The sequence below is a fragment of the Streptosporangium jomthongense genome (assembly GCF_042650425.1).
Lineage (GTDB): Bacteria > Actinomycetota > Actinomycetes > Streptosporangiales > Streptosporangiaceae > Streptosporangium.
The window spans coordinates 129987-156444 of record NZ_JBHSBC010000021.1; the positions used below are offsets into that span (position 1 = coordinate 129987).

The 26458-nt window shown below is 70.3% G+C and carries 23 protein-coding genes and 1 tRNA gene; 9 read left to right on the plus strand and 15 right to left on the minus strand.

The genetic code is table 11. The features are described 5' to 3' along the window. The first annotated feature begins 189 nt into the window (after positions 1-189). The 3 genes from ACFOYY_RS21420 (at position 190) to ACFOYY_RS21430 (ending at position 1568) form a co-directional block, all read left to right on the plus strand. Positions 190-378 carry a hypothetical protein gene (locus ACFOYY_RS21420; protein WP_386191206.1) on the plus strand — a complete coding sequence of 63 codons (189 nt, stop codon included), beginning with the start codon at positions 190-192 and terminating at the stop codon, positions 376-378. A gap of 204 nt (positions 379-582) precedes the next feature. Continuing rightward, complete coding sequence (locus tag ACFOYY_RS21425; RefSeq protein ID WP_386191624.1) at positions 583-1002, plus strand: GntR family transcriptional regulator; 420 nt, start codon at positions 583-585, stop codon at positions 1000-1002. A gap of 149 nt (positions 1003-1151) precedes the next feature. Further along, entirely contained in the window at positions 1152-1568 is a 417-nt protein-coding gene (locus tag ACFOYY_RS21430; protein ID WP_386191208.1) for an HD domain-containing protein, read from the plus strand. Between the two features lie 2 nt (positions 1569-1570). On the opposite strand, the gene ACFOYY_RS21435 is transcribed toward ACFOYY_RS21430, so the two are convergent. The 5 genes from ACFOYY_RS21435 to ACFOYY_RS21455 all read right to left on the minus strand — a co-directional run bounded on the left by ACFOYY_RS21435 (position 1571) and on the right by ACFOYY_RS21455 (position 4356). After that, positions 1571-1957 carry a nuclear transport factor 2 family protein gene (locus ACFOYY_RS21435; protein WP_386191211.1) on the minus strand — a complete coding sequence of 129 codons (387 nt, stop codon included), beginning with the start codon at positions 1955-1957 and terminating at the stop codon, positions 1571-1573. 428 nt (positions 1958-2385) lie between these two features. After that, positions 2386-2458 (minus strand) — tRNA-Arg (locus ACFOYY_RS21440). A 108-nt stretch (positions 2459-2566) separates the two neighbouring features. Then, positions 2567-2869: an ArsR/SmtB family transcription factor gene (locus ACFOYY_RS21445; RefSeq protein ID WP_352012871.1), complete on the minus strand. Its 303-nt coding sequence runs from the start codon at positions 2867-2869 to the stop codon at positions 2567-2569. 63 nt (positions 2870-2932) lie between these two features. After that, positions 2933-3340, minus strand: coding sequence for an IS3 family transposase (locus tag ACFOYY_RS21450; RefSeq protein WP_386191628.1), 408 nt, complete (start codon positions 3338-3340; stop codon positions 2933-2935). A gap of 443 nt (positions 3341-3783) precedes the next feature. After that, a complete protein-coding gene (locus ACFOYY_RS21455) occupies positions 3784-4356 on the minus strand; it encodes a hypothetical protein (protein WP_352012870.1) in 573 nt (190 codons plus the stop codon). Between the two features lie 141 nt (positions 4357-4497). On the opposite strand from ACFOYY_RS21455, the gene ACFOYY_RS21460 reads away from it, so the two are divergent. Further along, a complete protein-coding gene (locus tag ACFOYY_RS21460) occupies positions 4498-5724 on the plus strand; it encodes a sensor histidine kinase (RefSeq protein WP_386191213.1) in 1227 nt (408 codons plus the stop codon). Positions 5725-6163: 439 nt separating this feature from the next. After that, positions 6164-6805 (plus strand): response regulator transcription factor, encoded by a 642-nt coding sequence (locus tag ACFOYY_RS21465; protein WP_352012868.1) that lies wholly within the window; start codon positions 6164-6166, stop codon positions 6803-6805. Positions 6806-7661: 856 nt separating this feature from the next. Here the strand turns inward: ACFOYY_RS21465 and ACFOYY_RS21470 are convergent. Next, the gene (locus ACFOYY_RS21470; RefSeq protein ID WP_386191216.1) at positions 7662-8966 is read right to left on the minus strand and encodes a hypothetical protein; all 1305 of its coding nucleotides are present in this window, start codon (positions 8964-8966) and stop codon (positions 7662-7664) included. Further along, complete coding sequence (locus ACFOYY_RS21475; protein WP_352012866.1) at positions 8963-9436, minus strand: SigE family RNA polymerase sigma factor; 474 nt, start codon at positions 9434-9436, stop codon at positions 8963-8965. The genes ACFOYY_RS21470 and ACFOYY_RS21475 overlap by 4 nt, the downstream gene beginning before the upstream one ends. Positions 9437-9542: 106 nt before the next feature. Here ACFOYY_RS21475 and ACFOYY_RS21480 point away from each other — a divergent pair, with 106 nt between their 5' ends. Together ACFOYY_RS21480 and ACFOYY_RS21485 are read left to right on the plus strand one after the other, a co-directional pair. After that, complete coding sequence (locus tag ACFOYY_RS21480) at positions 9543-10721, plus strand: esterase-like activity of phytase family protein (protein ID WP_352012865.1); 1179 nt, start codon at positions 9543-9545, stop codon at positions 10719-10721. 143 nt (positions 10722-10864) lie between these two features. Beyond that, complete coding sequence (locus tag ACFOYY_RS21485; RefSeq protein WP_386191220.1) at positions 10865-11674, plus strand: type IV toxin-antitoxin system AbiEi family antitoxin domain-containing protein; 810 nt, start codon at positions 10865-10867, stop codon at positions 11672-11674. On the opposite strand, the gene ACFOYY_RS21490 is transcribed toward ACFOYY_RS21485, so the two are convergent. From ACFOYY_RS21490 to ACFOYY_RS21515, 6 genes are all read right to left on the minus strand, one after another. Further along, positions 11655-11936 carry a hypothetical protein gene (locus tag ACFOYY_RS21490; RefSeq protein WP_386191223.1) on the minus strand — a complete coding sequence of 94 codons (282 nt, stop codon included), beginning with the start codon at positions 11934-11936 and terminating at the stop codon, positions 11655-11657. The genes ACFOYY_RS21485 and ACFOYY_RS21490 overlap by 20 nt on opposite strands. Continuing rightward, positions 11933-19498: a nucleotidyl transferase AbiEii/AbiGii toxin family protein gene (locus tag ACFOYY_RS21495; RefSeq protein WP_386191226.1), complete on the minus strand. Its 7566-nt coding sequence runs from the start codon at positions 19496-19498 to the stop codon at positions 11933-11935. The genes ACFOYY_RS21490 and ACFOYY_RS21495 overlap by 4 nt, the downstream gene beginning before the upstream one ends. Before the next feature lies 1 nt (position 19499). After that, entirely contained in the window at positions 19500-19862 is a 363-nt protein-coding gene (locus ACFOYY_RS21500) for a hypothetical protein (RefSeq protein WP_386191229.1), read from the minus strand. Then, complete coding sequence (locus ACFOYY_RS21505) at positions 19849-20292, minus strand: YbaB/EbfC family nucleoid-associated protein (RefSeq protein WP_386191232.1); 444 nt, start codon at positions 20290-20292, stop codon at positions 19849-19851. The genes ACFOYY_RS21500 and ACFOYY_RS21505 overlap by 14 nt, the downstream gene beginning before the upstream one ends. Positions 20293-20391: 99 nt before the next feature. Further along, positions 20392-20784: a hypothetical protein gene (locus tag ACFOYY_RS21510; RefSeq protein WP_352012859.1), complete on the minus strand. Its 393-nt coding sequence runs from the start codon at positions 20782-20784 to the stop codon at positions 20392-20394. Continuing rightward, the gene (locus tag ACFOYY_RS21515; protein WP_386191235.1) at positions 20781-21647 is read right to left on the minus strand and encodes an SseB family protein; all 867 of its coding nucleotides are present in this window, start codon (positions 21645-21647) and stop codon (positions 20781-20783) included. The genes ACFOYY_RS21510 and ACFOYY_RS21515 overlap by 4 nt, the downstream gene beginning before the upstream one ends. A 297-nt stretch (positions 21648-21944) precedes the next feature. Between ACFOYY_RS21515 and ACFOYY_RS21520 the strand changes: the two genes are divergently transcribed. After that, positions 21945-22694, plus strand: a complete 750-nt coding sequence (locus ACFOYY_RS21520) for an SDR family NAD(P)-dependent oxidoreductase (RefSeq protein WP_352012857.1) — start codon at positions 21945-21947, stop codon at positions 22692-22694. 177 nt (positions 22695-22871) lie between these two features. On the opposite strand, the gene ACFOYY_RS21525 is transcribed toward ACFOYY_RS21520, so the two are convergent. Beyond that, positions 22872-23294 carry a YjdF family protein gene (locus ACFOYY_RS21525; RefSeq protein WP_352012856.1) on the minus strand — a complete coding sequence of 141 codons (423 nt, stop codon included), beginning with the start codon at positions 23292-23294 and terminating at the stop codon, positions 22872-22874. Positions 23295-23443: 149 nt separating this feature from the next. Continuing rightward, on the minus strand, positions 23444-24073 hold the full coding sequence (locus ACFOYY_RS21530) for a histidine phosphatase family protein (RefSeq protein WP_386191240.1): 630 nt from the start codon (positions 24071-24073) through the stop codon (positions 23444-23446). Between the two features lie 139 nt (positions 24074-24212). On the opposite strand from ACFOYY_RS21530, the gene ACFOYY_RS21535 reads away from it, so the two are divergent. Beyond that, positions 24213-25769 carry an alpha/beta hydrolase gene (locus ACFOYY_RS21535; RefSeq protein ID WP_386191243.1) on the plus strand — a complete coding sequence of 519 codons (1557 nt, stop codon included), beginning with the start codon at positions 24213-24215 and terminating at the stop codon, positions 25767-25769. Positions 25770-26458 lie beyond the last annotated feature (689 nt).

The following is a 26458-nucleotide window of genomic DNA, read 5'->3' on the forward strand; positions in this document are numbered from 1 at the left end:
GGGCGTGACGAAGGTTCTCGTTCATGCGGGTGCACCTCCCGGAGCAGGTCGGTACCGGCGACGCTAAAATAAGACGTCCCTAGGCGTCCCTCAAGTCGTGGTGCCCGTGTCCGACCCCGCGCAGAAAACTCAGCGGCATCGCTCCTGGCACCTCCTACCGGGGTCTTGAGCCGACGAGAGCACCCGCCCATGAACCGAGAGAAGATCATCGCCCGCCAGCAGGACCTGCTGACCACGCTGCGCAGCTACCTCGCCGCGCTGTACGTGCCGACCTTCCTGACTGCCGATCACAACGGCCAGCCCTGCCTGGAGATCACCGACCACAACGCCCGTACCCGCCGCAGCTACGTCCAGGTCGTCTTCTACTGGTTCTACTAGGGTGACCAGCCCGACGAGCGCACTTCCACCATCCACCTGCCGATGGCCGCCGAGGACATCGCCGCCGCCGCACGGCGGGGCTGGCGCGAGGGCGAGCAGGGCACGCTCAACATTGACCTGGGCAACATCCGCGGCGCACATGGCCGTTGACGTATGACCGACGGCACCGACGGGTGGCTGACCGGCAAGTAGGTCTACGACCGGATTGCCGAACGGCTCCGCGCGCAGATCACTGCCGGTCACTACCCTCCGGCCGGCGCCCTGCCTTCGGAGGCGGCGCTGGCCCAGCGTTTTCGCGTGGCCCGCAGTACGGTCCGGCGAGCGCTGGCCGTTCTGGAGGACGAGGGCCTGATCGACACGATGCCCGGCGCGGGACGCCGGGTGAAAGGCCCAGAGCAGCGGGCAGCGCTGTACCGCTACCAGGCGATCGCCGCCGAGTCGCGTGAGCAGATCACCACGGGTGTCTTGGCGGCGGGTACTGCTCTGCCGAGTGAGAGCGCGCTGCGGCGGCGGTACGGGGCATCCCGCAACACCGTCCGGCAGGCCCTGGCCGAACTGGAGAGCGAGGGACTGGTTGTGACGCGGCACGGTAAGGGGCGGTTAGTCCGCCCTGCGGTGCTTTGAGACGTCTTAGGACGTCTGGCGTCATATCTGGAAGGGTTCTGGGGACGGTTTCTATGGTGAAGCGCATGGGACAAGCCGAATGGGCACGTGAGCTGGCCCGGCAACTGTTGGAAGAGCCGCTGCCGCGCCGGTGGGCGCACAGTCAGGGGGTGGCTGCGCGGGCAGTGTCGCTGGCGCCGATCCTCGGCGCGGAGGCCGACCTGCTGACCGCAGCGGCCTGGCTGCACGACATCGGATACTCCCCCGCGCTGGTCGACACGGGTTCCCATGCACTGGATGGCGCCCGGTATCTGCGCGACGTTCAGCGGGCCGATGACACAATTGCCCGACTGGTGGCTCACCACACGTGCGCGGAGTACGAGGCGGCCGAGCGCGGCCTGCTGGACGTGCTGAACACCGAGTTCGACAAGGAACGCCCGGAGCTGGTCGAGGCGGAGGCCCGGTTGCTGGAGATCCATTCCCGGTACGGCCCGGAGCATCTGGTCAGCCGGTCGATCACGAAGGCGACTCCATGCATCACTGCGGCCGTGCACGCCGTACAGGCCGCGCTGGACGCGGGGAGCTGACGTTACGCCGGGCTGGCGTGGGCGGCCAGGATGCGCCAGCCGTGCTCGTCGGTGTGGACCCAGGTACGGGTGTAACGCAGCCGCATGGAGAACGGCTCCCCCGCGAACGTGCCCTCCAGCGTGCCGAGGAAGCAGGAGACGCCGGTGGCGTCCGCGACGACCACGGTCAGGTCTTCCTCGACGAGCTTGGTCATGGCCTGTCGGCGTGAACGGTGGTTGTCTAGGTCGAGTTGCTTGGCCTGCGGGTGGCACGCGCCGTCCGGCGGGCCGGTGAAGACAAGCCGCTCGTCGAGCAGTCGGTCGAGTTCCTCGACGTCTCCGGCGAGCATGGCCGCCTGCAAGCGGCGTTCTGCCTCATACAGCTCATCGGTAAGAGTGCGCTCGGCCATAAGATCGCCTTCCAGAACGAGGGAACGTTCAGGGTATATGGGCGCAGACATCTCGGTTCGTCGTGACACTCGACGGCGTGAGCGTACTTACCCGATGTGCGACTGGCGGTGTCGTCGAGGAAGTGACCGAACCGCAGGCGCATCGACCGGTCCATAGTCAGTGAGGCGATCTGATCGCGGGGGACTCAGCGGACTTCGCGGGACTCGTCGCTCGGGGTCGGCTCGCCGCTGATGGGGCGGGCGGTCAGGACGTACGCGGAGTCCAGGATCTTCGCAGACGGATGAGACAGAACAGGGGCTCGTCAGCGGGCTCTCAGGAACCATCTCTGGCACACCGTCAGAGACGGCGGCGGAGGCGATAGATTTCGCTGCTGTACGGATATGAAAGAGGCCCTCCGGGATGATCCCGGAGGGCCTCTGACCTGCTGCGCGGCCGAGAGGACTCGAACCCCTAACCTTCTGATCCGTAGTCAGATGCTCTATCCATTGAGCTACGGCCGCTTGCCTGTCGTTTTGGCCTGGTGGCCTTGGCGACGGGGATAACTCTACCAGGCGTGGGTGGGTGCTCAGCCAAATTATCGGCTGTGGCACCGGAGGTCCCCAAAGTCCTCAGGGGGCGGTCTTGAGGATCGAGGACAGGACGCCGGGGAAGCGGGCCTCCATCTCGGGGAGGCGGAGTTCGTGACGACGGAAACTCCCCTCGGGCGTGACGCGTAGGAGCCCGGCCTCGCGCAGGACCTTCAGGTGATGGGAGAGCGTGGACATGCTCACGGGGACGTCGAACTGGCCGCAGACCACACCCCCGGCCTCGGCGAGCCGACGGACGACCGTCAGGCGGACCTCGTCGGCCAGAGCGCTCAGCATCATGGGCAGTGTGATCGTCGAGACATCCGGGTGCTGGAGGGGACGCATATCCCGCATGGTACGCAGCGGGGCCTTGGCGAGCATGGTGCCACTTTGACGGGTATCGAGGCATCAGAACTCAGCGAAGCTCACCGGGGTGCCTGGGTTTTTACGGACAGGTGGGTTGTGGGCGTGTGGAGTGCTCAGGGAGTACTTCGAGAGGGTGCGGTAGTCAAGTGCCGAGTGCAGGCGGCGCCGGTTGTAGAAGCCTTCGATGTAGCGGATGACCTGCTGTCTGGCCGTGGTGCGGGTGATGAGGACGAACCGGTCCGGCCACTCGGTCTTGATCATGGCGAAGAACGATTCGGCTGTCGTGTCAGACGCCGGTACGGCCAGCCGAGCGGTGGATCTGCCGGTTGGCGCAGGACTGGTCGAAGGCGTCGTTGGTGTGGTGGGAGCCGTGATCGGTGTGAACGCCCTGCGGTGTCGACGACGGGTGAGGACTGGCCCTGTGGCGACGCCCGGGTTCCAGGAAGAGATTCAGCCGTCGTCGACGCGGGGGAGGGTTCCCCGGTCACCAATGCGAGGGTGCCTACGCGGTCCTCCTGAACAGAGCACATTAAGGGCCCCACAGGGAGTCTCACGATTTCCGGACAGTCCTGACCGAGAGCCTGGAAGAGGTAAACACGTGACGCGACGTCGCAGGTAGTTCTCGCCCGAGTTCGGAGAGGAAGCCGTCCGCATGGTGCTGGACGGCCCTCGCTCCATCGCCGCGGTGGCCCGGGAGTTCGGCATGAACCGCCACTGGATCAACATCCGCAAAGCCACCTGTCCGGAAACCCCCGGGCACCCCACCAGCGAACGGAGCCCTTCGAGAGAACGACCCGGACCCCGGGCAGCGGCACCCGCCAAGAGAACGACTCCCCGTCACCCGTTGAGAACGCCCCCGAAAGAACAGCCCCCATGGGAGCGGCCCCGGGTCCTTACCGAACGGAGTGGTCCGAGGGAACGGAGTTCTCCACAGGGGCTTCCTTCTTGGGGAAGAGGGTGTAGCTGAGGGGCCACAGGAGGGAGATGAGGACGATCCTTGGGAGGACGCTTCCGAACTCCAGCAGGCCGCTCGCCTTCGACCAGTCGCCGACCAGCCAGCCCAGGCCGTACAGCACGGCGGCGGCGATGGCGCAGGCCAGGACGGTGCGCAGCCACATCATCCATTCGTAGCGGGCCCTGGCCTTGCCGCCGGGTGGGGGCTTCCAGGGCGGCGGCCCTCCGGCGAAGCGGTGGGCGAAGCGCTGGTCGGCCCACTTGAGGGTCCGATGACCGAAGACGATCGAGTAGGCGAGGTAGCCCGCGGCCAGACCGTGGCGCCAGTCCGCCTCGGCGCCGCCGCGGATGTCGACCACCGAGGCGGCCAACAGGATCACGTCGAGCAACGGCACCGCGAGCAGCAGGGCCGTACTGAGACGTCTCATGCGCAGCAGGTAACGCGTGACGAGACCGAGTCCGAGAAGAACCCAGAAGCCGATCTCGCAACCGATGATCACCGCCAGAACCATGGTTCAAGGATCGGCGCGCTCCCCCGGTTCGGGCATCGTCTGCGCTGACGAAGTCCGTGGCCCCGCCTACATCCTTGTGTGTACGACGAACCCGCCCGCCGCCGGATGAGTCGCCGGCCTCGGGATGATGGGATGGAACCCATGAGACGGGACGCCCTGTGGGCCGTGATCGCCCTGGTGATGGGGCTGATCCTGCTCGCCGCCGGAGCCTACAACCGCCAGCCGTTGTCGGCCGCGCTGGCGGAACTCGTGTCCTTCCTGCCCTCGACCGTGCCCGTCCAGTTGCTTGCCGTCCCGCTGCTGCTCACCTGTCTCGGCGTCGTGGTACGGCGCAGCCACCCGGTGAGCGCCCTCGCGCTGGGCACGACGGGGATGACGCTGGATCTGATCTTCGGCTACTCCCTGGGCACGATCGTCGTCTTCACCGACAACCTCTACTCCGCCGCCCTGTACGGCCCGTCCAGGTTGGGCAGGTGGATGTTCGGCACCATCTCGGCCCTGGCGATCCTCATCGGCTGCGTGATCGCGATCCTCTCCCATGACGTGAGGGTCTTCGCCATCGCCGCGGCGCAGTTCGGCCTGCTCGGCACCGCGCCGGTCGTCAGCGCGCTCATCGTCAGGCAGTTCAGGACCCAGGCCGAGCTTGAGCGGGCCAGAGCCGAGCAGGTCGCGCGGCTGGCTGAGCTCGACCGGCGGGAGGCGGTGGAGGCCGAACGAGCCAGGATGGCCCGTGAGCTGCACGACATGATCGCCAACCACTTCAGCGCGATCGCCATCCAGTCCACGGCGGTGCTCTCCCGCAAGGATCTCGACATGGCGACCGTCCGGGGCATCCTTGAGTCGGTCCGGGAGAACAGTGTCCAGGGCATGGCCGAGATGCGTTCCATGATCGGGCTGCTCAGGCAGAGCGGGGACGGGGAGAAGGCCGAGGCGATCCGGCGCCGGGTGGCGGAAGTGGACGAGTTGGCGACGCGGGCCCGGGAGGCGGGCCTGGACGTACGGCTGCGCGTCGAGGGCGAGCCCAGGGAACTGCCCGCCGCCGTCGATCTCGCCGGATACCGGATCATTCAGGAGTCCCTGACGAACGCCCTCAAACACGGCGAGGAGAAGGTCGATCTGGTGGTCGAGTACGGCGCCGGGACGATCACCCTGGTCGCCGACAACCCGGTGGGAGCGGCCAGGAGGGCCTCCAGGCGGTACGGTTCCCCCGACCTGCCCAGCGCCGGAGCCGGGATCGTCGGGATGCGGGAGCGCGCGAGCCTGGTCGGCGGCTCCTTCGAGGCCGGGCCGTACGAGGAGGGCTGGCGGGTCCACGCCGAACTGCCGACCGAGGAGTCCTCGGTACTGCCTGGAGGGATGGTGTTGTGACGACCTCCAGGACCGAGTCGGACAGGGGAACGAGCCCACACCGAACCGGCGACCGTACCGCCCGGCGGCAAAGCACCGTGACGGCCTCCGAGGCCAGTCCGAACAAAGCACACCGAACCGGCGACCATGCCACCCGGAGAAAAAGCGCCGTGACGACCACCAGGGCCAAGACTGACAAAAACGCGGGCCCACGCCGAACCGGCGACGATGCCGCCCGGAAAAAGGGTCCCGTGGCGGCCTCCGAGGCCAGGCCGCACAGAACACACCGATCCGCCCCGCGGGAAAACATCGTGGCGACCCCCACGACCAGCCCGGACAAGGACACAGGGTCACGCCGGACCATCGGCGATGTCGCCCGGAGAAAGAGTGCCGTGGCGGTCTTTGGGGCCGGGGTGTGCGAGCGTCGGAGGGTGTGTACTGGGCCCGGGGGGAGGGCGTTGTGACGGTCAGGGTTCTGGTGGCCGACGACCATGCGGCGGTGCGTAGTGGGATCGTGCTGATCCTCGACGGGCACGACGACATCGAGGTGGTCGGTCAGGCCGAGGACGGCGAGCGGGCCGTGGCGATGGCCCGTGACCTGCGGCCCGACGTGGTGCTGATGGACATCAGGATGCCCAGGCTCGACGGGATCTCCGCGACCCGCGCGCTGAGCGGGATCACGGACGTGCTGATCCTGACCACGTTCGACCTCGACGAGTACGTCTTCGGCGCGCTGCGGGCCGGGGCGGCCGGTTTCCTGCTCAAGAACACCGACGCCGACGGGCTGGTCGAGGCGGTGCGGGTGGTCGCTCGGGGGGACGGGCTGATCTCTCCGACGGTGACCCGGCGGCTGATCGCGGCCTTCAGGGGGGCGGTTCCGACGCGCGGGCCGGTCCCGGAGGTCGGCGGCCTGACGCCGCGCGAACGCGAGGTGCTGGCGTGCATCGGCCGGGGCCTGTCCAACGCGGAGATCGCCGTCGAACTGGACATGGCGGAGGCGACCACGAAGACCCACGTCAGCAGGCTGCTGAACAAACTGGGCCTGCGCAGCCGCGTCCAGGCCGCGATCCTCGCCCAGGAACTGTCCCCCGACATCTCCTGATATTTACGGCTTCGCCCCTCCCAGTCCAGCCCCGCCCCTCCCCATACAGTTCCCGTACGGGGCCGCCCACTTTCAATACGGCGCGCCCCTTTCAGTACGGCTTCGCCCCTCCCCATCCACGTCCTCATGCTCCCGTCAGGCCGGTTGACCTCTCTCCCGCGCCCGCCCCACCCGTGACAACCGCCCGGCCCGCGATGGTGACCGCCCATTCCCCTCATCACGACCGTCCAGCCCGCCAGAGCGACCGCCCGGCCCCGATGGGGAGGGCCGGGTGACACGGAGAACCCGGCCCTGACGGCCACCCGGCCCCTTGTGGTGACCACCCGGCCCCCATCCACGACCACCCGGCCCCGGCGGGGAGGGCCGGGTGACGCGAAGCGCCCGGTCCTGACGGCCCCCGGCCTCAGCGTGGGCGAAACGCCGGGGCACCGGACGATGCCGGAACCTGTGTCCTGGCCTCCGTGCGGACGAACCCCGAGAGGGTCGGGGACGGCTGCGGGAGGCATCGGGGCAGGAGGATGGGCGGGGTCTGTCGGAGCCGACGATGTGAACGCCGTCGCGGCACGCCCGGCCGTGTCGCGATGGCGGCCAGGGGGTGTGCCGGGCGCGTCCGCACGGACGCCCAGGGATGCACGGACACTCAGGGACACACAGACACCCGGGGATGCACGGACACTCAGGGATGCGCGGGCACCCGGGGATGCACGGGCCGATTCCTCCGTTGATGTCTGGGGCCGCCTCGCCCGGCCCTCCGTGGAGAGGGTCGGGGACGGCCTCGGGAGACATCGGGGGTGTCTGGCCTGGTTCCTTCGGTCGTCGGCGTCTTGTCGGTGGCCGGAAAGAGCGTGGTGACGAGTCAGGGGGTGAGGATGGCCAGGAGGTTGACGACGAGGTATTTCTCCGTCGTGCACTTCTCCTCGCACGTCGGCTCCGAGGCGTCCGGCCCCTTCGGGATGATCCCCTTGGGGGTCGTGTAGAGGACCGAAGGGAGCGTGGAGGACCTGCCGACGCCGTACCAGCCCTGGTCCTTCGTGGTTCGCTCACCGAATCCCGCAGCCTTGTCGGTCTCCGGGTCGTAGAGGACCGACAGGCGGGGGCTCGGACCCTGGGCGGGGCCCAGGAAACCCGTCGTGAGCATGCGCAGAGGAGCCGCCGACGGACCGGAGAAGGCGGATGGGATCCTGCGGTCGCTTCCGTCGACACGTTGCACGATGTTTCCCTCCTTCGTCAGGCCGGAGCACCAGACGGGACCACACCGGAACTGCTCGGCTCCCTCCGGCGGGTTGACGGGGAGCGTCTGCCCTGTGGAGAGGTTGACCAGTTTCGTCTGGTTCCTGTCGTCGTGCAGGGAGACGTCGGACGCCCAGGGCCATGAGATCAGCGTGAGTCCCTCCGCCCCCGGAACCGGCTGGGGGGCGCCGCCCTCCAGTGGCATGCGATACACCCCGCCGCCGCGTACCGACCACACCAGGGAGTCCCGCGTGACGCCGAACCCCTCCACCTTGGCGAGCGCCCCCGTGACCTCGCCGACCTGCCTGGCCGTACCGCCTGTTCTGGGGGCCACCCAGAAGTCGGCCCACGTGTCGTCGTCCTGGACGTCGCCCCACCAGGCGATGGTGTCGGTCCCCACCTCGATCCTCTGGACGTAGTAGTTCCGCCTGCCCTCGGGCGAGGGTAGCCGGACGAGTGGCTCGCTGCGGCCCGTCGTCGTGTCGTAGGTGTCCAGCCTGGCCGCCCTCTCGAAGGAGGACTCCGCGATCAGCAGCAGCGTCGTCGGGCTCAGTGCCGCCGCGGGCTGGTACGTCAGACCGTCCGCCGCTTTCGTCGGGATCCTGGACACCGCCTTGGGCCAGACCTCGGAGACGGGACGCGGGACGGGCCTCCTGGAGACCTCGACCGTGCCGGGGGCCTCGGAGGCGCCCGCGAACACACCGCCTTCCGGTCCGCTCCCGCCGGGAAGGACGCCTCTGATCGCCCAAGGGCTTGTCGCGATCGCCACCACGGCCGCACAGACGAGCGCCACCCGCGCCCTGTGGGTGCGCCGTCTGGCCTGGGTCCTTACCCGGACCGCCCCGGCCAGGTCCCGGGTGAGGGCGGGCGCGTGGTCGGCTGCGTCGGCCAGTACGCGAATCAGGTCCGCCTCGTTCCTGTCGTTCGTCACAACGCCTCCGCCTTCACGGGGGTCATCCGGACCCTGAGCTTTTCGAGGGCGCGGAACGCCTGGCTGCGCACCGTGCCGCGGGAGATGCCGAGCAGGTCGGCGATCTCCTGGTCGGAGAGGTCCTCGTAGTACCGCAGGACCAGCACGGCCCGTTGTTTCGGCGGCAGCCCCCGCAGTTCGTTCCACAGGCCGGTCTCGTCCGGATGGACATCGGCGTGGGCTCCCTCGGGGACGGCCGCGACCAGCCGTTCCCTGCGCAGCCTGCGCCAGATGCTGATGTGCAGCCGTGCCATGGTCGTACGGACATATCCCTCCGGATCATCTTTTTTCTTGATCCGGGGCCACGCGTTCCCCAAACGCATCAACGCCTCCTGGGTCAGGTCGGCCGCGTCCTCGGCGTTGCCGGTCAGGACGTATCCGTACCGGTACAACGCGTCCCCGCGCGCGGCGACGAAATCGGCGAATTCCACGCTCCAGGGACGTATGACCCCGCCCATCTGTTGCACCCCGGATTTCTTCTCCGTACGGCCCGCGGCGCACCACCGCCCGTTCACACGCGATGCCTAGCGTGCCGCCATGAGACGACGCATGGCGATCACGGTCGGCGCCGCCGTACTGGCGCTGACGATGTCCACCCCCGCGGTGGCCGACCACCGGCCCGATCGCGGCAGGGCCGTGCTGACGGGGTTCGCCTCGCTGCCTGCCCGGACGTTCGTGCCCGGCAGCGAGCCCTCGGGCGCCCAGCTCGGCACGGCGCCGGTCAACGGGGTGACTCCGCCCTTCCCCGGGCAGCCGGTGCAGGGCTTCAGCGGGGTCGTACGGCGTGGCGACGGCACCTTCGACGTGCTGTCGGACAACGGCTACGGCGCCAAGGCCAACAGCGCCGACTTCCTGCTCCGGGTCCACCGGATCAGGCCGGACCTCCGGCGGGGGACGGTCAGGGTGCTCGGCGGGTTCGACCTGAGCGACCCCGACGGCCGCGTGACCTGGCCGCTGACCCGCCCCGACCGGAAGCTGACCGGCGCCGACTTCGACGTCGAGTCGATCGTGCGAACCTCCGACGGGACCTACTGGATCGGCGACGAGTTCGGCCCGTTCCTGCTGCACTTCTCGGCCACCGGCAGGCTGCTTGAGACGCCGGTCCCGCTGCCCGGTGTCAGGGCGCCGGAGAACCCGTCCCTGAACGGCGAGCAGCCGAACCTCGCCTCAAGCAAGGGCTTCGAGGGCATGGCCCGTTCGGTCGACGGACGCACCCTCTACCCGTTGCTTGAGGGGACCGTGGCGGGCGACCCCGCGGGGACGCTGCGGATCAACGAGTTCGACCTGCGCTCGCGCTCCTACACCGGCAGGCGGTGGACCTACCGGCTGGAGAGTCCGGGCAACGCGATCGGCGACATGATCGCGGTGGACGGGAGCCGTTTCCTGGTCATCGAGCGGGACAACCTCCAGGGGGACGCGGCGGCGTTCAAGCGGATCTACCAGGTGGACCTGCGCGACGGGCGCAAGACCCTGGTCGCCGACCTGCTCGACCTGGCCAACCCGGCCGGGCTCGGCGGGTTCGGGGAGACCTTCCGCTTCCCGTTCCAGACCATCGAGGACGTGGTGATCCTCGACGACCGGACCCTGGGTGTGCTGAACGACAACAACTTCCCGTTCTCCGCGGGCCGTACTCCGGGCGAACCCGACAACGACGAGTTCATCACCGTACGGCTGCCGCGCCCGCTGAGGGCCGACCCGCGCGTCCACCGTTCCTGAACCGGCGCGGAGGGGTCGTGTGACGTATCGCTCTCCCGCCTCCGCGAGGCCCCGCACGGCGGATCGCGCGTTAGGTTGGCCATCGACGGTTCACCGCGTGGACATCGTGAAGGCCACGAAGACGGGCGGGAGACGGTGGAGGAATGATGTGGGAAGAGCGGTTCGCCGAGCTGTCGGCCGTCGCCGCGCGCCAGAACGGGATGGTCACCGCGGCGCAGGCGGCCAGGGTCGGCGTCGACGACCGGGGGCTCGCCCACTTCGCCGCCTCGGGGCTGCTCGTCGAGCTTGACTGGTCGGTGTACCAGCTCGCGTGGTCGTCGACGGGGCCGCGCTACGCCTACCCCTACGCCGCCTGGCTGGCGCTGCTGCCCGAGCTCTACCGCTGGGAGCGGCCGCGTTCGGCCGACGAGGACGCCGTGCTCTCCCACGAGTCGGCCTGCCGCCTGCTGGGACTCGGCTCGGTCGCGAGTCCTCTGATGATCTTCACCTCCCCCGAGGCGCTTGAGGCGCCGCGGGCGGTGAAGATCCACCTCGCGCGTCTCACGCCGGAGGAGGTGACCGTGGTCGAGGGAATCCCGGTGACGACCGCGCACCGCACCGTCGTCGACCTGGTGGCCGACTGGACCGACCACGGCGACCTGCGCAGGGTCCTCATGGACGCCGTGCTGAAGGACCTCGTCGACCTGCGCGCGCTCCACGCCGACCTGGCCCCCCTGGCGGAGCGGCACGAGTTCCCCGGCGACGGCGCGCGGTTCGTCGAGTACTTCATCCCGGACGTCGACCCGGCGGCCCTCTCCCCACGGAACCGGCGGGGTCACGCCGCCCTGGTCCACCCGGAGCGGATCGCCGCCGTCGAACCGAGGGTGGCCCACATGCTCACGGAGGCCGGGGCCGTACCCGACGAGACCCTGAGCCGGGACATCGCCGCGGAGATCATCTCCCGGGTGGGTTAGGCACCGGCTCGTCCGGATACAGGTCCCCCCACAGTCGCCGCAGGAAGCGTTCGGCGCTGCCGTCGTCGTAGCGGACAGCCGTGTACAGCGACGGCGGCACCCGGTCCGGGTCGGTGAGGGCACGGCGCAGTTCCGCCTTGAACAGCGCCATCTCCCGGTCGCCGGGCCGTACGGCCAGCCGTCTCAGGCTGTCGTAGGCGTCCTGGTCGGCCTCGGGGTGACAGTAGGTGGCGCACACCCGCAGCAGCACGGAGTCCGTCATGCCGGGTCCGCGAACATGGTGGTGATCTCGTAGCCGTCACCTTGACGGTTCGGCTGGAAGAAGTACTGCATGCTTCCCCCCTCCATGCTCGCGATGGGCACGGCCTGCGGCTCGGGGCCGGTCGGCCTGCGGTCCTCCGGCAGGTTCGCGGGGTCGCGGCGCTCCATGACCCAGGACGCCCGGTTCGAGATCGCGGCCTCAAGGCTACCGTTGAGGGGCACGATCCTGTATCCGGAGAAGTACAGGTGGCCGTCGGGGCCGAGCAGTTCCTCGATCGGCACGGTGACCCGGTCCGGACGCCTGTCGGGGTCGAACGGCGTCGTCAGGGCGTTCCGCACGGCCGGGTGCTCGATGCTCCGCGCGACGGCGACGGCGAACGCGACGGGGTCGCTGATCGCCGTGGCCGCGTCGGCGCAGCCGTGCTCCCTGTCCCCCGGCTTGAACGCGTCGGTCGAGCGTGCCCGCTCCCCCTCGTCGAGCTGCGCGGGGTCCTCCAGCCAGGTGACGCGGCGTTCCAGCCTGCCGTCCGCGGCGAAGCCCTCGTGCCGGGCGAGGTGGTGTCCCTGCCCCTGGTCGACGGCGACCAGGACACGCTGGACGGCCGGGTCCAGGTCCGCGACGCCGGCGAGCCACGGCCGGGTGGCGACGTTGTCGGCGATGTACCGCGCGGCCTCCTCCGGCGTGACCTCGGGAAGTCCCGCGACGGTCGGGTCGAAGCGTTCGAGCACCTCCCGTGGCGTCGGCTGCCCCTCGGCGATGGGGATCTCCAGCCGTTCCGCGTACGGCCGGACGGCGTTGCCGGTCGCCCTGTCGATCTCCTCCCCCAGGGTGAGGAGTTCCGCCGGGGTGAGCTGGAACAGCCGCAGCTCCTCCAGCGCCCGCCGGGCCAGGTCGGGCGAGGCGAGCAGCGGCCTGAGCGCCTCGGTGACGGCGACGCCGCGCTCCTCCTGGGCGGTGTCGTAGGCCTGGGCGATCCGGGCGGCGGGGTCGGTCTCAGTGTTCGCCGACGTGTTCGCCGGGGAGGTCTCCAGGCTCAGGACCGCGTAGGGGTGCGCGAGGGACAGGCCCTCGTACTCCTGGTCGGCGATGAACTGCGGTTCCAGCACGCCGAGCAGGGCGAGCCGTACGCCGTGCCACTTCCTGCCGACCTCGTCGGGCGTCGTGGCGTCGGTGCCCAGCCACAGCCGGAGCTGGTCGGCGTAGTAGGCGCTGCGCCTCCAGTCCTCGGCGGTCCAGTCGATCCACTCCTTGCCGTCGAGTGAGGAGCTCCGGCCGAGCCGCAGCGGCCACTGGTCGAGCTGGCCGCTGCTCACCAGCCGGGCGATCCGGTCCACGGTGACCGCGAGCCGCGCCGAGTGGTAGACGGCGACCGGCTGCCCTCTCCGGTTGGTGGGGTCGGACAGGTCGGGACCGAACGACACCCTCCGCATCCCGGTCAGCGGGGCGGGACTCGTCTCCTCGACGACGAACCTCGTGACGGGGCGTCCCATCCGGTCGAAGAGCGGGTTGCCCTGGTCGTCGAGGACCTGCTCCGGCCTGCCGAACGTCCAGTCCTGCCAGTAGAGCAGCCAGCGGTTGCCCTTGTTCCCGTCGTGTTCCAGGGCCTCGAAGTAGACCGTGGGCACGCCGAGCATCGCGGGGATCTCCAGCGCCCCGCTCTCCATGCCGATCTGGACCACGTCGTGCTGGGCCGCCAGCCGGGCGAAGAACAGGCCCTGTTCCGCGTAGTTCAGGGCCACCCCCTCGTTGTGCTCCGGCTTCCAGAACTCCACCAGCGTCCGGATGTCGACGCCGTCCAGCACGCCCTCGCGCTGCCAGGCCTCCTCAAGCCCGGGACGACCGGCGAAGACGTCGTCACCGAGCAGGACGACACGCCGCCCCGGGTGCCGTTCGCGCAGCGTCTCGATCGTCTGACGCAGGATCTCGGGCCGGGTGTCCAGGTGCGGGCCGTGCCTGCCGCCGACCGGCTGTCCCCTGGTGTCGCGCACCCAGAGCAGGGCGTACTCCTCGGGATTCCCGTTGGCCGCGCCGAGCCGGTCGACCACCGCCTGCGCGCGGGCCGTACGGCGGGCGGCGCTCTCCTCGTCCGGTCCGAGCATCCTGTCCACCATGCGCCGCCTGGCCTGCTCGGCGTCGGTCTGGATCGCCTGCAGCGTGAGGAGCTGGGCCCGCATCCACTGGGTCTCGGCGTAGTGGCTCTTCTGACTGGTGTTGGCGAAGGCCAGCCGGACCCGGTGCGGCTCGATGCCGTAGTCCTCGATCAGACGCCGCCGCAGCTCCAGGGCGTCCTTGAGCGGCTGGGCGTGCAGGTCGACGAAGTGGTCGGCCAGCGTGGCGGGGTCGAGGCCCGTGACGTCCGGGGTCTTGAGCAGGGCGCGCAGGAAGGCGGCGTTGGCCTGGTCGGCGGTGAGGCCCGCCGGGAGGTCGCCGAGGAAGGCCAGGTGGGTCTGGTGGGAGTCCCACTGGTAGGTCTTGAAGCCCCGGTCGGGTTCGAAGGCGATCTCGACCGTCGTCTCCGGGTCCGCCATCAGCGCCGCCGCGTGGCTGTACAGCTCGCCACGCTGGTGCGCGTAGAAGCGCAGGTGCTTGTAGTTCTCGTTCTCCGGGCCGGGGACACGGGTCAGTTCCGTGTAGCCGTTGTCGTACATCAGCCGACCCTTGACGAACTCCGCCTTCTCCTCGGGGGAGAGGTCGGTCCGTTCCTTGAGCAGCCGCAGTTCCTCGTCGAGGCCTCCCCGGGTCAGGTGGTCCCACCGCTCGACCATGTCGGGGTCGGCGTGGACCGTGGACGCCGGTGCGACGCTGGGGCCCTCCAGCTGCCGGACCCTCGGCGTTCCCGTGGGGGCGGTCGACTCCCCGGCGTCGGTCATGGGAGCGGGGGTCGTCCCGTCGGTCTCGACCCACTGGCGGGTCTGCGGGTCCCAGCGGCTGGCCGGCGGCGCCTCCGGCCGCAGGAGGGGGTCGAGGAACGCCTGCGCGACCGGGATGGCCTCGGCCAGCCCGCCGTACGGCAGGCCGGGTGTCGTCCTGGCGTACTGGTCGAACTTCCTGAACCAGTCGGGGTTGGGGATCTCGAAGGACTCGGGCACCTTCATGTTCTCGCCCTGTTCGAGCCGCCAGGCGAACTCCGCGTGCAGCATGGCGTGCGTCGCGGGCCCGTCCCACGACGAGCTCAGGATGATCATCAGGACGTCGACCAGGTCCTGGCACCGGTACGGCAGGTCACCCGACTTGCAGCTGAACAGGCCGCCCCCACGGGCGGTGCAGTCGAGGCAGCGCGTCTCCAGCGTCCTGATGCCGTGCGTGTAGATGCCGGAGACCTTGTGCGCCAGGGTGTCCTCGTAGGAGATGACCCTGATGGCGGGGGCCTCGTCCGGGTGGCCGGTCGACATGATCTGCGGGGGGAAGGCGATGAGGTCCGGCTCCTTCCACACGGGCCTGGTGCGCGGCGGGGCGATGTCGACGCTGAGCTGCATGATCTCCATGTCGCCGCAGTAGACCCTGTGCACCATCCTGACGGCCTTGCCGTGCAGGATGGGGACCTTCGACACCCGCTCGAACCGCAGCATGTCGCCGTGGTCACGGGCCAGCGCGGCCTCGTACTCGGCGGCCATCACCTCGGGGTCGGTGTCCCCCGAGATCCTGACGAGGTCGATGTCGCTGCTCGCGCGCCCCCCGGGGTTCCTGGAGAGCATCGCCTGGCCGCCCTTGAGCATCCAGTCGTCGGGGTTGGCGGTGAAGATCCTGCCGAGCGCGCGCTGGAGGGTGAACTGCTGGAGCTCGTCGAGCACCCCCGTCCCACGGCGGTGCGCCTCGGCCCGCACCTGGTTCATCAGGGTGTTCCAGAACCTCTGGAAAACCCTGGGATCACTGTCGGAGCCACTGTCCGCGCCACGGGAGTCGTCCGGGCTGAGGGCGGACCGCATGGCGAGGGCCGGGTCCGTCGCGACCTGGGGGATCCTGATCCCGGCGCGGCGGAGTTCGAGGACACCGCTCAGCGAGCCCCGGCGTTCGAGAACGGCCCTGCGCGCGGTCTGCCTGCCCGTCTCCCCCGGCCTGGGCGTCACGTCGGCCACGATGCCGGCCAGAGTGTGGATCTTCCGGTTCTCCACCGTGGTGTCCCGGTCCCGGCCGAGCAGTTCGTTGACCTGTTCGGCCAGCGCGTCCAGCCGTGGCGGGGCGTCGCCGAGCAGCAGCTCGGACAGGCCCCGCAGCCGGGCCAGTTCGGTGGTGGAGAAGGAGTACTCCGGTCCGGTGTCGTAGACCTCCTGCGCCATCCGGACCAGCGCGTCGGTGTAGGCCAGGTGGTACGGCGTCAGCGGCCCCTCGTCGGCGAAGAGGGCCTCGGCGCGCTCCAGGAGCCTGAGGTGCTCAAGCAGCGGACGGTCTCCGGCGGGGAACTCCTCAAGGAGCGTCCGCAGGTTCCCCGGCAACCGGCCGGGCTCGTAGTCGGGCCGCGACCACTCCTCGGGCCGGGTCTCGTCCTGAGTCTCGTCCTGGGTCTCGGGCCGGGTCTCGGGGTTGTCGGTCGTGGAGTTCTCAGGAGCGAGGTTCTCTGACGTGGAGGCCTCGGAGTTCACGGGTCCGGAGGTCACGGGTCCGGAGGTCGCGGGCGCGGTCTCGGGGCGGGCGGTGAAGGCTCCGCTCTCCGGCAGCAGGCCGTAGACGTGCTCCAGGTGACGGTCGCGGAGCCCGACGGCCTCCGGCACCGGGTGACCGTCCCGGTCGAGCACCGGGTTGCCCCCCGACCAGAGGAGGACCGTGTGCCCCAGCAGGTTGGCGTCGCCCCGGACTCCCGCCGCGCCGAGGTCGGCCCGGTTCCCGTCACGCGCGTCGACGTACTCGTCGAGCATGCCGAGCAGGTGCATCGTCTCGTGCGCGAAGACCACGGGCGGCATCTCCGCGTACCAGCTCGTGTGGTCGATGGGGGCGCGGGAGCGGTAGTCCGCCAGCTGGTCCAGCGGTGCGGTGATCACTTCGCCCTCGCCCGACCAGCTCTGGAGGTCCGCGAAGTCGAAGGCGCGGACCCCGGTCCCGGGGTGCAGGTGGACGACCTCGCCGGTCGGGGCCGAGTCAGGCGCGACCACGAACTCCATCCGCACGTGCAGTTGTGAACCGTCAGGCAGCCGGTGCTGGTGGTTGCAGTAGAGGTCAACCCCTTCGAGCACCCTGGCGTAGGCGGCGGCGATCTCCTCAGGACTCATCCGGGGATCGGCGCGGACGCTCACCCGGACGGTGATCTCGGTGACGGGACGCCGCTGTCCCCGCCACGGGACGGACAGTCTGCGCGCCTCCAGGCGGACCGCCCCCGAGGCGTGCGGGACGGTGACCGGTTCCGGATCGACCGATCCGCGCAGCCCCTCCCAGTCCCTGGCCGACGGCACCTCGCGGGGGTCATGGGCGTTGGCCAGCGCCTGCTCCGGCCCCGAGGCGGGCTCCACGTTGAGCTTCGGTACCCGGACCCCGTGGTCGATCTCCTCGGGCGGTGCGGGCCGTCCCCTGTTGATGAGGGCGTCGATGCTCCCCGCGGGCCGGATTCCGCCCCTGGAACCCACGAGCGGTACGGCGGCCCCCGGCGTGCTGTCCGGGGCCGTCCGCGCGGGTGTCCCGTCCGGCACCGGGTCGCCCTGCTGGTCGGCCACGGGTGCGGAGGCGGACGGGGTCGGCCCGGCGAGCGCCGTGTTCCCCTGCCCACCGGAGGCCGGACCCGCCGGGCCCTCCGGTGCCGTCGAGGTCGCCGGGGCCGTCGTGTCGGCCGGGTTCGCGGCGGCGGTCCCCTGGTGACCGGTGTTCGCCGGGCTCTGCTGGCTCTGCGGGTTCGCCGGGTTCTGCGAGGTGGGGGACTGGGTGGTCGAGGTGGGGTCGGTGACGTCCGGTGCGGCCGCCTGGTCGGGGCGTCCCTGCTGTTCCGTCGTGGTGGCGCCGTTCCCCTGCGTCCCCCCGGCCTGCGGAACACCGCCCGTCGGCTGCGCGCCCGTCTGCTGCGTGTCCGTCTGCTGCGTGTCCGGGGAAACCTGCGCGCCCGGGGGAACCTGCGTGTCCGGGGCGACCTGCGTGTCCGGAGCGGTGTCCGAGGCAGCGTCCGGGGCGGTGTCCGGGGCAGGGTGCGTGGTCGGGGAGACGTGCGTGGTCGAGGAGGTCTTCGTCCCCGGGGAGACGTGCGGGGCCGTACCGGGGGAGGCGTGTGTACCCGGCGGGGTCGTGGGAGTGGAGGAGGACTTCGGCGTGGTGGGGGAGACCGGCCCCTGCACCGGCCCCTGCGAGGAGTGCGACCCGCTCCCGGGTCCGTTCCCAGGCCCGGTTCCGGGGCCGGTCCCCGGGCCGCCCCCTGAGTCGTTCCCGGGAGCGCCCCCGGATGACGGGTCCGTCCCGACGCTCGCCAGGTCGGTGGCCGCGGCGGCGTCGATGGCGGAGTTCAACGCGCCCGCCGGGTTCACGAACGCCCCGACCACGTCGGCGTTGAACGGGCTGACCGTGTTCGTCCGGCCGGCTCCGCCCATGAAGCCGCCGACAAGCGAGTCGGCCGTCGGGGGCGCCCACTGCCCGTACACCAGGCCGTTGGCGACGAAGCTGCCCGCGGGCGAGGCCACCACGTTGTTCAGGCCGGTGTTCAACGCCCGGCCGGGGAAGCGCTTGAAGGCGTTGCCCCACCCCGGCAGGTCGCCCGCGCTCCGGTTCAACTGGCGGATGCCCGGCAGGCTGTTGGTGAGCCCGGAGACCGAGCCGCCTATCTTGGTTCCAACGACCGCGCCCGCGCCCGCGCCGATGACGGCGGCCATGGTCTTGTTCCAGTCCCAGCTCTTCCTGGTGCCCAGCTGGATCTGCTTGTACTGGGTGTAGGCGTCGATGAAGGTCTCTTCACCGATCTCCTCGAACAGTTCGCGGGCCAGCGCGCCGGACAGCAGCTTGCCCCCCGCGCCGCCCGCCAGGGTGGTCAGCTTGCTCGCCGCGGCGACCCCGGCCGGGCGTGCCGCCATGATGCCGAGGCGGGTGAGGATCTTCCTGATCACCTCCCGCAGGGCCGTCGCGGTCGAGCCGACCATCGGGGTGGTCGTCCCCGCGGAGAAGAAGGCCGCGAGCAGTGCGATGGCGATCGCGATGACGGCCACCCAGAAGGCCACGTTGATGGAGATCTTGGAGTACTGCGTCTCCAGTGCGAAGGCGTCCGTCTGCTGGGCGTACCGGTGGTGACCGGCCATCTTGGACAGCACGCCGGTCTTCTCGTCGTACATCTGCCCGATTCGGGAGAACGTGACGGGCTTGACGGGGGCCTCCCAGTCCGCCGCGATCGTCCGCACCGCCGTACTCGTGGGCTCGAAGGAGGCCGCGTAGACCTCGACGGCCCGCCGGTGCACCTCCCGCAGCTTCCACAGCCCGCTCTCGCTGGCCTCGGGCCAGGCCTGTCCCGACATGAGCATCGGGATCAGCCAGTGGACCACCCAGTCCGGCAGCTGTTCCGTCTCCCACACCGGCCGCACGTCCGTCGCGGACACGCCGCCGAAGTCGTCCTCCGACGGCAGACCGCCCGGCGTCTGTGAGTTGACGTCCCCCCTACCGGCCATCTCAGGCCGTCACACGTCCCTGGGCCACTGCCTTCGCGTGGCGGGTCATGTCCTCGACGTTCCTGACGTCGGCCGCCCGGGAGTTGGCGATGGTCTTGCGCAGCAGCGTCCCGGCGTCCGTGATGTGGCCGACCAGTTCGGCCCCCGTCTCGACCAGCCGGTTGGGGCCGTCCCCCTTGAGGTACTGGGCGGCGAACGCCCGCCCCTCGGGGCCGTTCCCCCACGGCGCCGTCGCGTTGAGCGCCTTCAGCTCGGCGGACACCGGCGACAACGCCTCGTTGAGGTCGGAGGCCATGGTGTCCCACTGGGAGATCCCGTTCTCGATGACCGCGCCCAGGTAGAGGACGGGCTCAGAGGTCGCCACTGGTCCTCCCCGCCATCATGCCGGCCAGCTGGTCCATCATCTTCTCCACGTCGCCTTCGATGTAGGCCCGCATCTGGTCGGCGGGGACCAGCGGCTCGAACACCTCGACGACCTTCTGCTGCGCCTTCTCGCCCGCGCGGTGGACGGTGTCGGTGATGGTGTCGGCCAGGGCCCTGGCGTCGGGGTGGCGGTAGATCCTCGGGTCGATGTCGAGCCGGACGAGTTCGCCGCGCGAGTTCACCGTGACCGTGATCAGGCCGTCCTTGGACCTCTCGGTCACCTGTACGGCCTTCGCGTTCCGCAGCAGGTCGAGTCCCTCGTCCTGCAGGCTCATGAAGGTCCGACGCAGTTCGTCGGCGTAGGCCCGCATACCTGTCGCGTCCGCTCTCTCGACCGGCTGCACGTTCTCCCCCGTGGTAAACGCTGTCACTGTGTTCACTCGAACAACACGATCAAGCTACCTAACGTCCACCACAAAGTTCGCTTCTGTTATTTAAATCACAGAACAGCTACAGAAGCCGTACATAAGTCACGAAATCGTGACAGAACGCGCCTCTTCCCTCGCATTCCCCGTTTCCACGCGGGGGGTCCAGCGGCGATAAACTCCCCGCTCGACCCTTTCGAACCCCAGCGAGAGAGCCACCGGCGCCAGACCGCCGGGATACTCCAGCAGCACCTCGTCCTCCCTCTCGCCGACCACCAGGAAGGGTTCGCCGCGCCATTCGCAGACCGTGGTCACGAGGTCGATCCGCTCGCACTCCCCGGCGGGCACCACCACGATCCACCGCCCGGCGACCACCTCCTCGGCCCCCTCGACGGCGTACGGACTCCACAGACGCAGCCACAGTCCGTCCCCGCGGAGTTCGGGAGAGGCCCGGTAGGGGCTCCCGCGCCAGTGGGCCCGGTAGAAGGAGCCGGTCACCGCGCCGCCTCAAGGAGAATCCATCCTCCGAGGTCCCCGTCGTAGACCGCGCGCCGCCGGGTCACCCCGTCGTCGCCCAGCTCCACGATCTCCGCCCCGTACGGCAACGCGACCCCGGCCACCTTGTACTCCCTGATCGTCTGGTCGACGTTCGGCACCAGCCCCAGCCCGACGAAGGGCGGCTCCTCGACCACCCACCCGCCCACGGCGCGCATCGTCTCCTCGTCCACCCCGCCGTAGGGCGTCCGGTAGAGGTCGAACCCGATCGCGGGCCAGCGCAGGACGTTCACCGATCCGCTATCGGTGATCATCTCCTCCTGCAGCAGGGCCTCGGCGAGCACGGTCGGCGTCGCGATGTGCGCCACGTCGAGGGCGTGGTGACAGTATCCGGACACACTCGGCGCGCCGTCGTCGAGCAGCGCCCGGATCTCCTCCGGCCCGACCAGTTTCTGCACGATCGGGATCCCCGGATCGACCGCGTTGTCCTGCGCGAGGGTGGGCGCCGCGAGCCGGGCCACCGTACCCGACTCAAGGAGGAAGGAGGGCTCAAGCCCCGAGTTGACCGCCAGTCCCCAGTGGGGGTCGGGCCATCCCGCGGCGAGTTCGGCCATCAGGACGATCCGGTGGTCGCCGACGGCTCCGCCGGTGCCCGTCAGCAGCGCCTCCTGTGAGGTGTAGGCGATCAGCCAGGTCCGTTCGCCGTCCGTCCAGGTCGGCCAGGCCACGGGCTCGTCCCCCGCCGCCGCGGCTCTGGAGATCGGCATCGCGAAGTCGGCCGCGGCCAGCAGGCCCAGGCACCGGGCGAGGTCCCCTCCTGTCTGCGCCGCGTGGAGCCGCTCTTCGAAAGGAGTGAACCGCCACATACGGCACACCGTAGTCGAGGGAAGTCCGCGGGCCCTCCCCGGCAGGAGGGGAGAGCCCGCGGGGTCCAGATGCCCGCCGCCCCTTTGTGCGAAACGCAAATTACATATATGGGGCGTCCGTTACAAGCCTAATTCGAACAGCCGTTGACAGTGCCCGAGGGGAGCGGAGTATGGAGGGGCGGGGTCAGGCGCCGCCCGCACCAATGCCGGACACCCGGGGTACCCACCCTGGCGACGTTCCTCCCCTGCCCCGATGCTTCGATGTTGCGAAGCAAACCAATCGGTTAAGGGGTTTTCATGGACCTGGGACTTGACGGCCGTACCGTGATCGTGACCGGAGCGTCGGGCGGCATCGGCCGGGAGGTCGCGCGGGGTTTCGCCGCCGAGGGTGCCGACGTGGTGCTCACCTATCGCAGCTCACCCGAGGAAGCCGGGCGGGTGGCCAAGGAGATCGGGGAACACGCCCTGGTCGTCCCCTACGAGCTCGGCGACCTCGATTCGGCCCGCGCCGTGGTCTCCGCCGCCCTCGACTGGACCGGCCGGATCGACGTGCTGGTCAACAACGCCCTCTTCACCTGGGGATGGGAGCCCGGCGAGTCGTTCGACAAGGTCGAGGAGGACGCCTGGCGTGAGATGGTGCGGCGCAACGTCGAGGGCTACCTGGAGCTGAGCAGACTGGTCACCCCCGGGATGCGCGAACGCCGTTTCGGACGCCTCGTGCACATCTCCAGCGGTCTCGTCGACGAGGGCATGGCCGGTGCGGAGTACTACACGACGGCCAAGGCCGCGGTCCACGGGTTCAGCCGGTCCGCGGCCTTCAGCCTCGGCCGGGACGGCGACATCCTGTCCAACGTCGTACTGCCCGGCCTCACCGCGACCGCGCGCAACGAGGAGCGGATCGAGCCGTTCAGTCAGCGCTACATCAACCTGTCGGCCGTCGGCCGGCTGCTCGACGCCCGTGAGGTGGCCAACGCGGTCGTCTACCTCGGTTCGGCCGCCAACACCGGCATCACCGGCCAGACCATCTCCGTCACCGGCGGCGTCTGACCCGCGCGTCCCCGGCGGCGACGCCCGAACCCGCCGGGGACGCCGGTTCCTCGGACAGGCGGCGAACCGGACAGGCGGCTCTCCTGGCAGGCGGCTCCCGGGGCGGGCGGTGAACCAGGGCAGGCAGCTCCCGGGGCGGGCGGTGAACCGGTGACGCGGCCGAAACCGGCCCGCCGGTCAGGTGTCCCGGTGCCGTTCGACGCGCTTGCGCCTGGCGACCTCGCGCTTGTACTCGGCCAGTTCCCGCCTCCTCTCCCGCTGGTCGGTGGCCGCCTCACGCTTGCGGCCCTCCAGCTCGATCCGCATCGCCTCCTGCGAGGCCGTACTCCTGGTGGAGACCCGGGCGGCCTGGCGGGCGGCGAGCTTGGCGGCGCGTTTGGGGTTGACCCGCCGCTCGGCGCGCTCCCCCGCCGGTACGGCGCGCGACTCCGCGGTCCGCGCGAGCAGCGCGCTACCGTGCCGCATCAGGAACTCGTACAGCTCCGGGTCGGTCGGCTCAGAGCCGAGGACGAACCGCGTCACCCGCAGTTCGTCGCCCTCGACCATCTCCAGGACACCGACCCAGAAGGGGCCCTCGTAGTAAACGGCCAGTGAGATCACAACGCCCTCCCAGGTGTATGCCGACGAACGGTCTGACGAGACCGTTTCCGGCACACCGGACATCCCTGGAGAGGGCGGTTACGAGAGCGACATGCCCGGGCTACCAACCGGACCGCGTTTTCGTGTGCGGCCCCATGGTACGCCCCGGATCAGGTGTCGTTGAAGCGGGTGAGCGTCCACCGGGGCGGCGGCCACCGGCCCGGGTCCTCGTCGGTGACCCACTCCGTCACGGAGGCCGGGGAGACCTCCAGGTCGAAGGGCCGGTAGGCGGGCAGCAGCCCGAACACGTTGAAGGAGACCTCGACCGTCTCCGCGTGGCCGACGACGATGACGGTCTCACCGCGATGGCGGTAGGCGAGGTCGGCGACGGTACGGCTGACGCGCGTCACCAGCTCGGCCCAGCTCTCGTTGCCCGCCTGGAAGGGCCGGTGGACACCGCCGCCGTCGGCGTGGAAACGCCGCAGGAACTCCTCGCTCGGCAGCCCGTCCGCCTCCGGCGGGATGTGCCAGGTGCACAGCCCGCAGTCCTGGAAGTCCTGGGAGAAGGGCAGGCCGCAGGCCGCAGAGATCGCGGTGGCCGTCTCGACCGCCCTGGGCAGGATCGAGGAGTAGACCGAGGTCCTGGCCTCCCCGATCTCGGCGGCGAGCCGCCTCCCGAGCCGTTCCGCCTGCTGCCTGCCGGTCTCGGTGAGCCCCCGGCAGCCCTTCGGGCCGCCTGTCACCCGCTCGTGCTTGTGCAGGGAGTCTCCGTGTCGCACGAAAAGGACGCGGGTCCGCATGATCTCGATCATGCCGGCCTTCGTGGGGCGGACGAGAGAGGAATGTCCATATGGTCGAGTTCCATCGACCATATGACCGATCATGATCAACCGCGCGGAACCTAGCTTCGGGGTGACGACATTCGACAGGGGGCTTTCCGTGCGTGCACGAAAGATCGTCACAGCCGTCGCCGCGGGGGCGACGCTGATGACGGGGATGGCGGTCACCGGCCAGGCGTCAGCGGACGCCGCGGACCTCGCAGGGGCCGCAGGAACGTTCCACCGCCAGACACTCACCTGGCACGGCTGCAGGACCGGGCCGGACGACGAGACCGGCGAGAAGCTGGACGCGGCGGGCGCCCAGTGCGCCGAGGTCACCGTCCCGCTGGACTACCGCGATCCCCGGGGGCGGACCATCTCGGTGGCGATCTCCCGGATCAGGGCGACCGACCCGGCCAGGCGCAGGGGCGCCCTGCTGATCAACCCCGGTGGTCCCGGCGGAAGCGGGGTGCCCCAGGTGCTCCTGGCCGGGTACATGCCCGCCGTCGCGGCCCGTTACGACCTGATCGGGATGGACCCGCGCTTCGTCGGCCGCAACAGGCAGATCCGCTGCCGGTGGACGACCGACACCCCGACCCGGTCCGCCGGTCCGACCCGCCGCACCTTCGACGAGAGCGTGACCCTCATGAAGGAGCTGGCGGACGGGTGTGCCCAGGGCGACCGTGACCTGCTGCCCCACGCCACGACCCGCAACACCGCCCGCGACATGGACGTCGTCCGCGAGGTCCTCGGCGAACCCAAACTGTCCTATCTCGGCTACTCCTACGGCACCTACCTGGGCGCCGTCTACACGCAGATGTTCGGTGCCCGCGCCGACCGGATCGTGCTGGACAGCGCGGTCGGACCGGACGTCTACGGCCCCGACCTGCTGTCGGAGAACGGCCCGGCGATCGCCGCCGCGCTGCGGAACTGGGCGTCGTGGGCCGCCGCGCGCGACACCGAGTACGGCCTGGGCACGACCGAGGCCGAGGTCCTGGCCACCGTGGAGCGTGTCAACCAGGCCGCCACCCGGCGTCCGCTGCGGGTCGGCCCGTATCGGCTCGGCTTCCAGCACGTCCCCTATCTGCTGTTCGTCCGCCTCTACGACGACCGCCCCGAGGCGTACGCCGGCCTCGCCGCCGAGGTGCGGGTGCTGGCCGACGCCGCACGGGGGAGAACGGTCACCGTCCCGGCGTCGTTGAAGGAGACGCTCGACGGCCTGTTCACCGGTTCGGGGTCGGCGGAGGACCGGGCGGGGACCCCGATCATCTGCGCCGACAAGCCCGCCACCCGCGACCCGCAGTCCTACTTCCGCGACATCCAGGCCCACCGCGCCGACGAGCCGCTGTTCGGGCCGATGACCCGCAACGTCAGTCCCTGCTCCTTCTGGCCGACCGCACCGGTCGAGGCGCCGACCACGATCGGCAACGACGTCCCGCTGCTGGTCGTCGGCGCGACCGGCGACCCGGTGACCCCCTACCCCGGCCAGCGGGCCATGCACCGGGCGTTGACCGGTTCCCGTATGGTCACCTTGCGCGGCGCCTACCGTCACGGCGCCTACCTCGCGGCGGGCGACACCTGCGTCGACGCCACCGTCAACCGGTATCTGGTCGACGGTGTCCTGCCCGGCGGTGACACCGTCTGCGACAGGGACGGTGCCCCAGGCGGGCGACGGTGAGCCGTGCCCGCGTCCCACGGTGGTCCGGCACTCGTGGGACGCGGGCACCTTGACCTGTTCCGCGGGTCCTCACCATGGTGAGGACCCGCGGAACACGTCTCAGACCTTGGCCGCGCGGAGTCTCGCGACCGCTCTGGCGGCGACCGCCTGGGCGGCCGCGGCCTTCGGCGGCCGGAAGGCGAGCTGGCTGAGGACCATGAGGGTGGCGCGCACCCTGGCCAGAACCAGCACCTCCCCGTAGGCCCACTCGCCGTTGACGTTCACGGTGATCCACATGGCCCGGCTCCGGTCGCCGAGGGCGGCCATCCTGATCGGGGTGACCCGCACGACGGAGACGGCCGGGCGCTCACCCCGGTAGGCGAGGCTGAACGACGAGCAGCGGGGCAGCACCCTCAGGACGCGGTCGAGGTCGTGGTCGGCGACGACGGCCGTCGGGTAGCGCCGCAGGTTCTCCACGACCCACGGGCCGAAGGCCCCCTTGGCGGCGAACCCGGCGAAGGCGTAGTCGACGCCACGGTATCGGGGCCTGCTGAACTCCAGTTCGTCGAGTACGGCGGCGCACTCCGGACTGGTGCTGGTGCTGTAGGGCCTGTACTCGGGCTTCCAGGGGGCGTAACCGGCGGGCAGGTCGGCGAGGGTGAGCAGCCCGCGGCCGAGCGCGGGCACGGCCCTGCCCGTGGTGCCGTCGG

Bases quoted from the DNA above. Each gene is read 5' to 3' on its own strand.
- ACFOYY_RS21420 (WP_386191206.1), top strand. From the start codon at position 190: ATGAACCGAGAGAAGATCATCGCCCGCCAGCAGGACCTGCTGACCACG.
- ACFOYY_RS21455 (WP_352012870.1), bottom strand. From the start codon at position 4,356: ATGGTTCTGGCGGTGATCATCGGTTGCGAGATCGGCTTCTGGGTTCTT.
- ACFOYY_RS21530 (WP_386191240.1), bottom strand. From the start codon at position 24,073: ATGCGGACCCGCGTCCTTTTCGTGCGACACGGAGACTCCCTGCACAAG.
- ACFOYY_RS21445 (WP_352012871.1), bottom strand. From the start codon at position 2,869: ATGCGTCCCCTCCAGCACCCGGATGTCTCGACGATCACACTGCCCATG.
- ACFOYY_RS21460 (WP_386191213.1), top strand. From the start codon at position 4,498: ATGAGACGGGACGCCCTGTGGGCCGTGATCGCCCTGGTGATGGGGCTG.
- ACFOYY_RS21520 (WP_352012857.1), top strand. From the start codon at position 21,945: ATGGACCTGGGACTTGACGGCCGTACCGTGATCGTGACCGGAGCGTCG.
- ACFOYY_RS21495 (WP_386191226.1), bottom strand. From the start codon at position 19,498: ATGGCCGGTAGGGGGGACGTCAACTCACAGACGCCGGGCGGTCTGCCG.
- ACFOYY_RS21515 (WP_386191235.1), bottom strand. From the start codon at position 21,647: ATGTGGCGGTTCACTCCTTTCGAAGAGCGGCTCCACGCGGCGCAGACA.
- ACFOYY_RS21485 (WP_386191220.1), top strand. From the start codon at position 10,865: ATGATGTGGGAAGAGCGGTTCGCCGAGCTGTCGGCCGTCGCCGCGCGC.
- ACFOYY_RS21480 (WP_352012865.1), top strand. From the start codon at position 9,543: ATGAGACGACGCATGGCGATCACGGTCGGCGCCGCCGTACTGGCGCTG.
- ACFOYY_RS21435 (WP_386191211.1), bottom strand. From the start codon at position 1,957: ATGGCCGAGCGCACTCTTACCGATGAGCTGTATGAGGCAGAACGCCGC.
- ACFOYY_RS21490 (WP_386191223.1), bottom strand. From the start codon at position 11,936: ATGACGGACTCCGTGCTGCTGCGGGTGTGCGCCACCTACTGTCACCCC.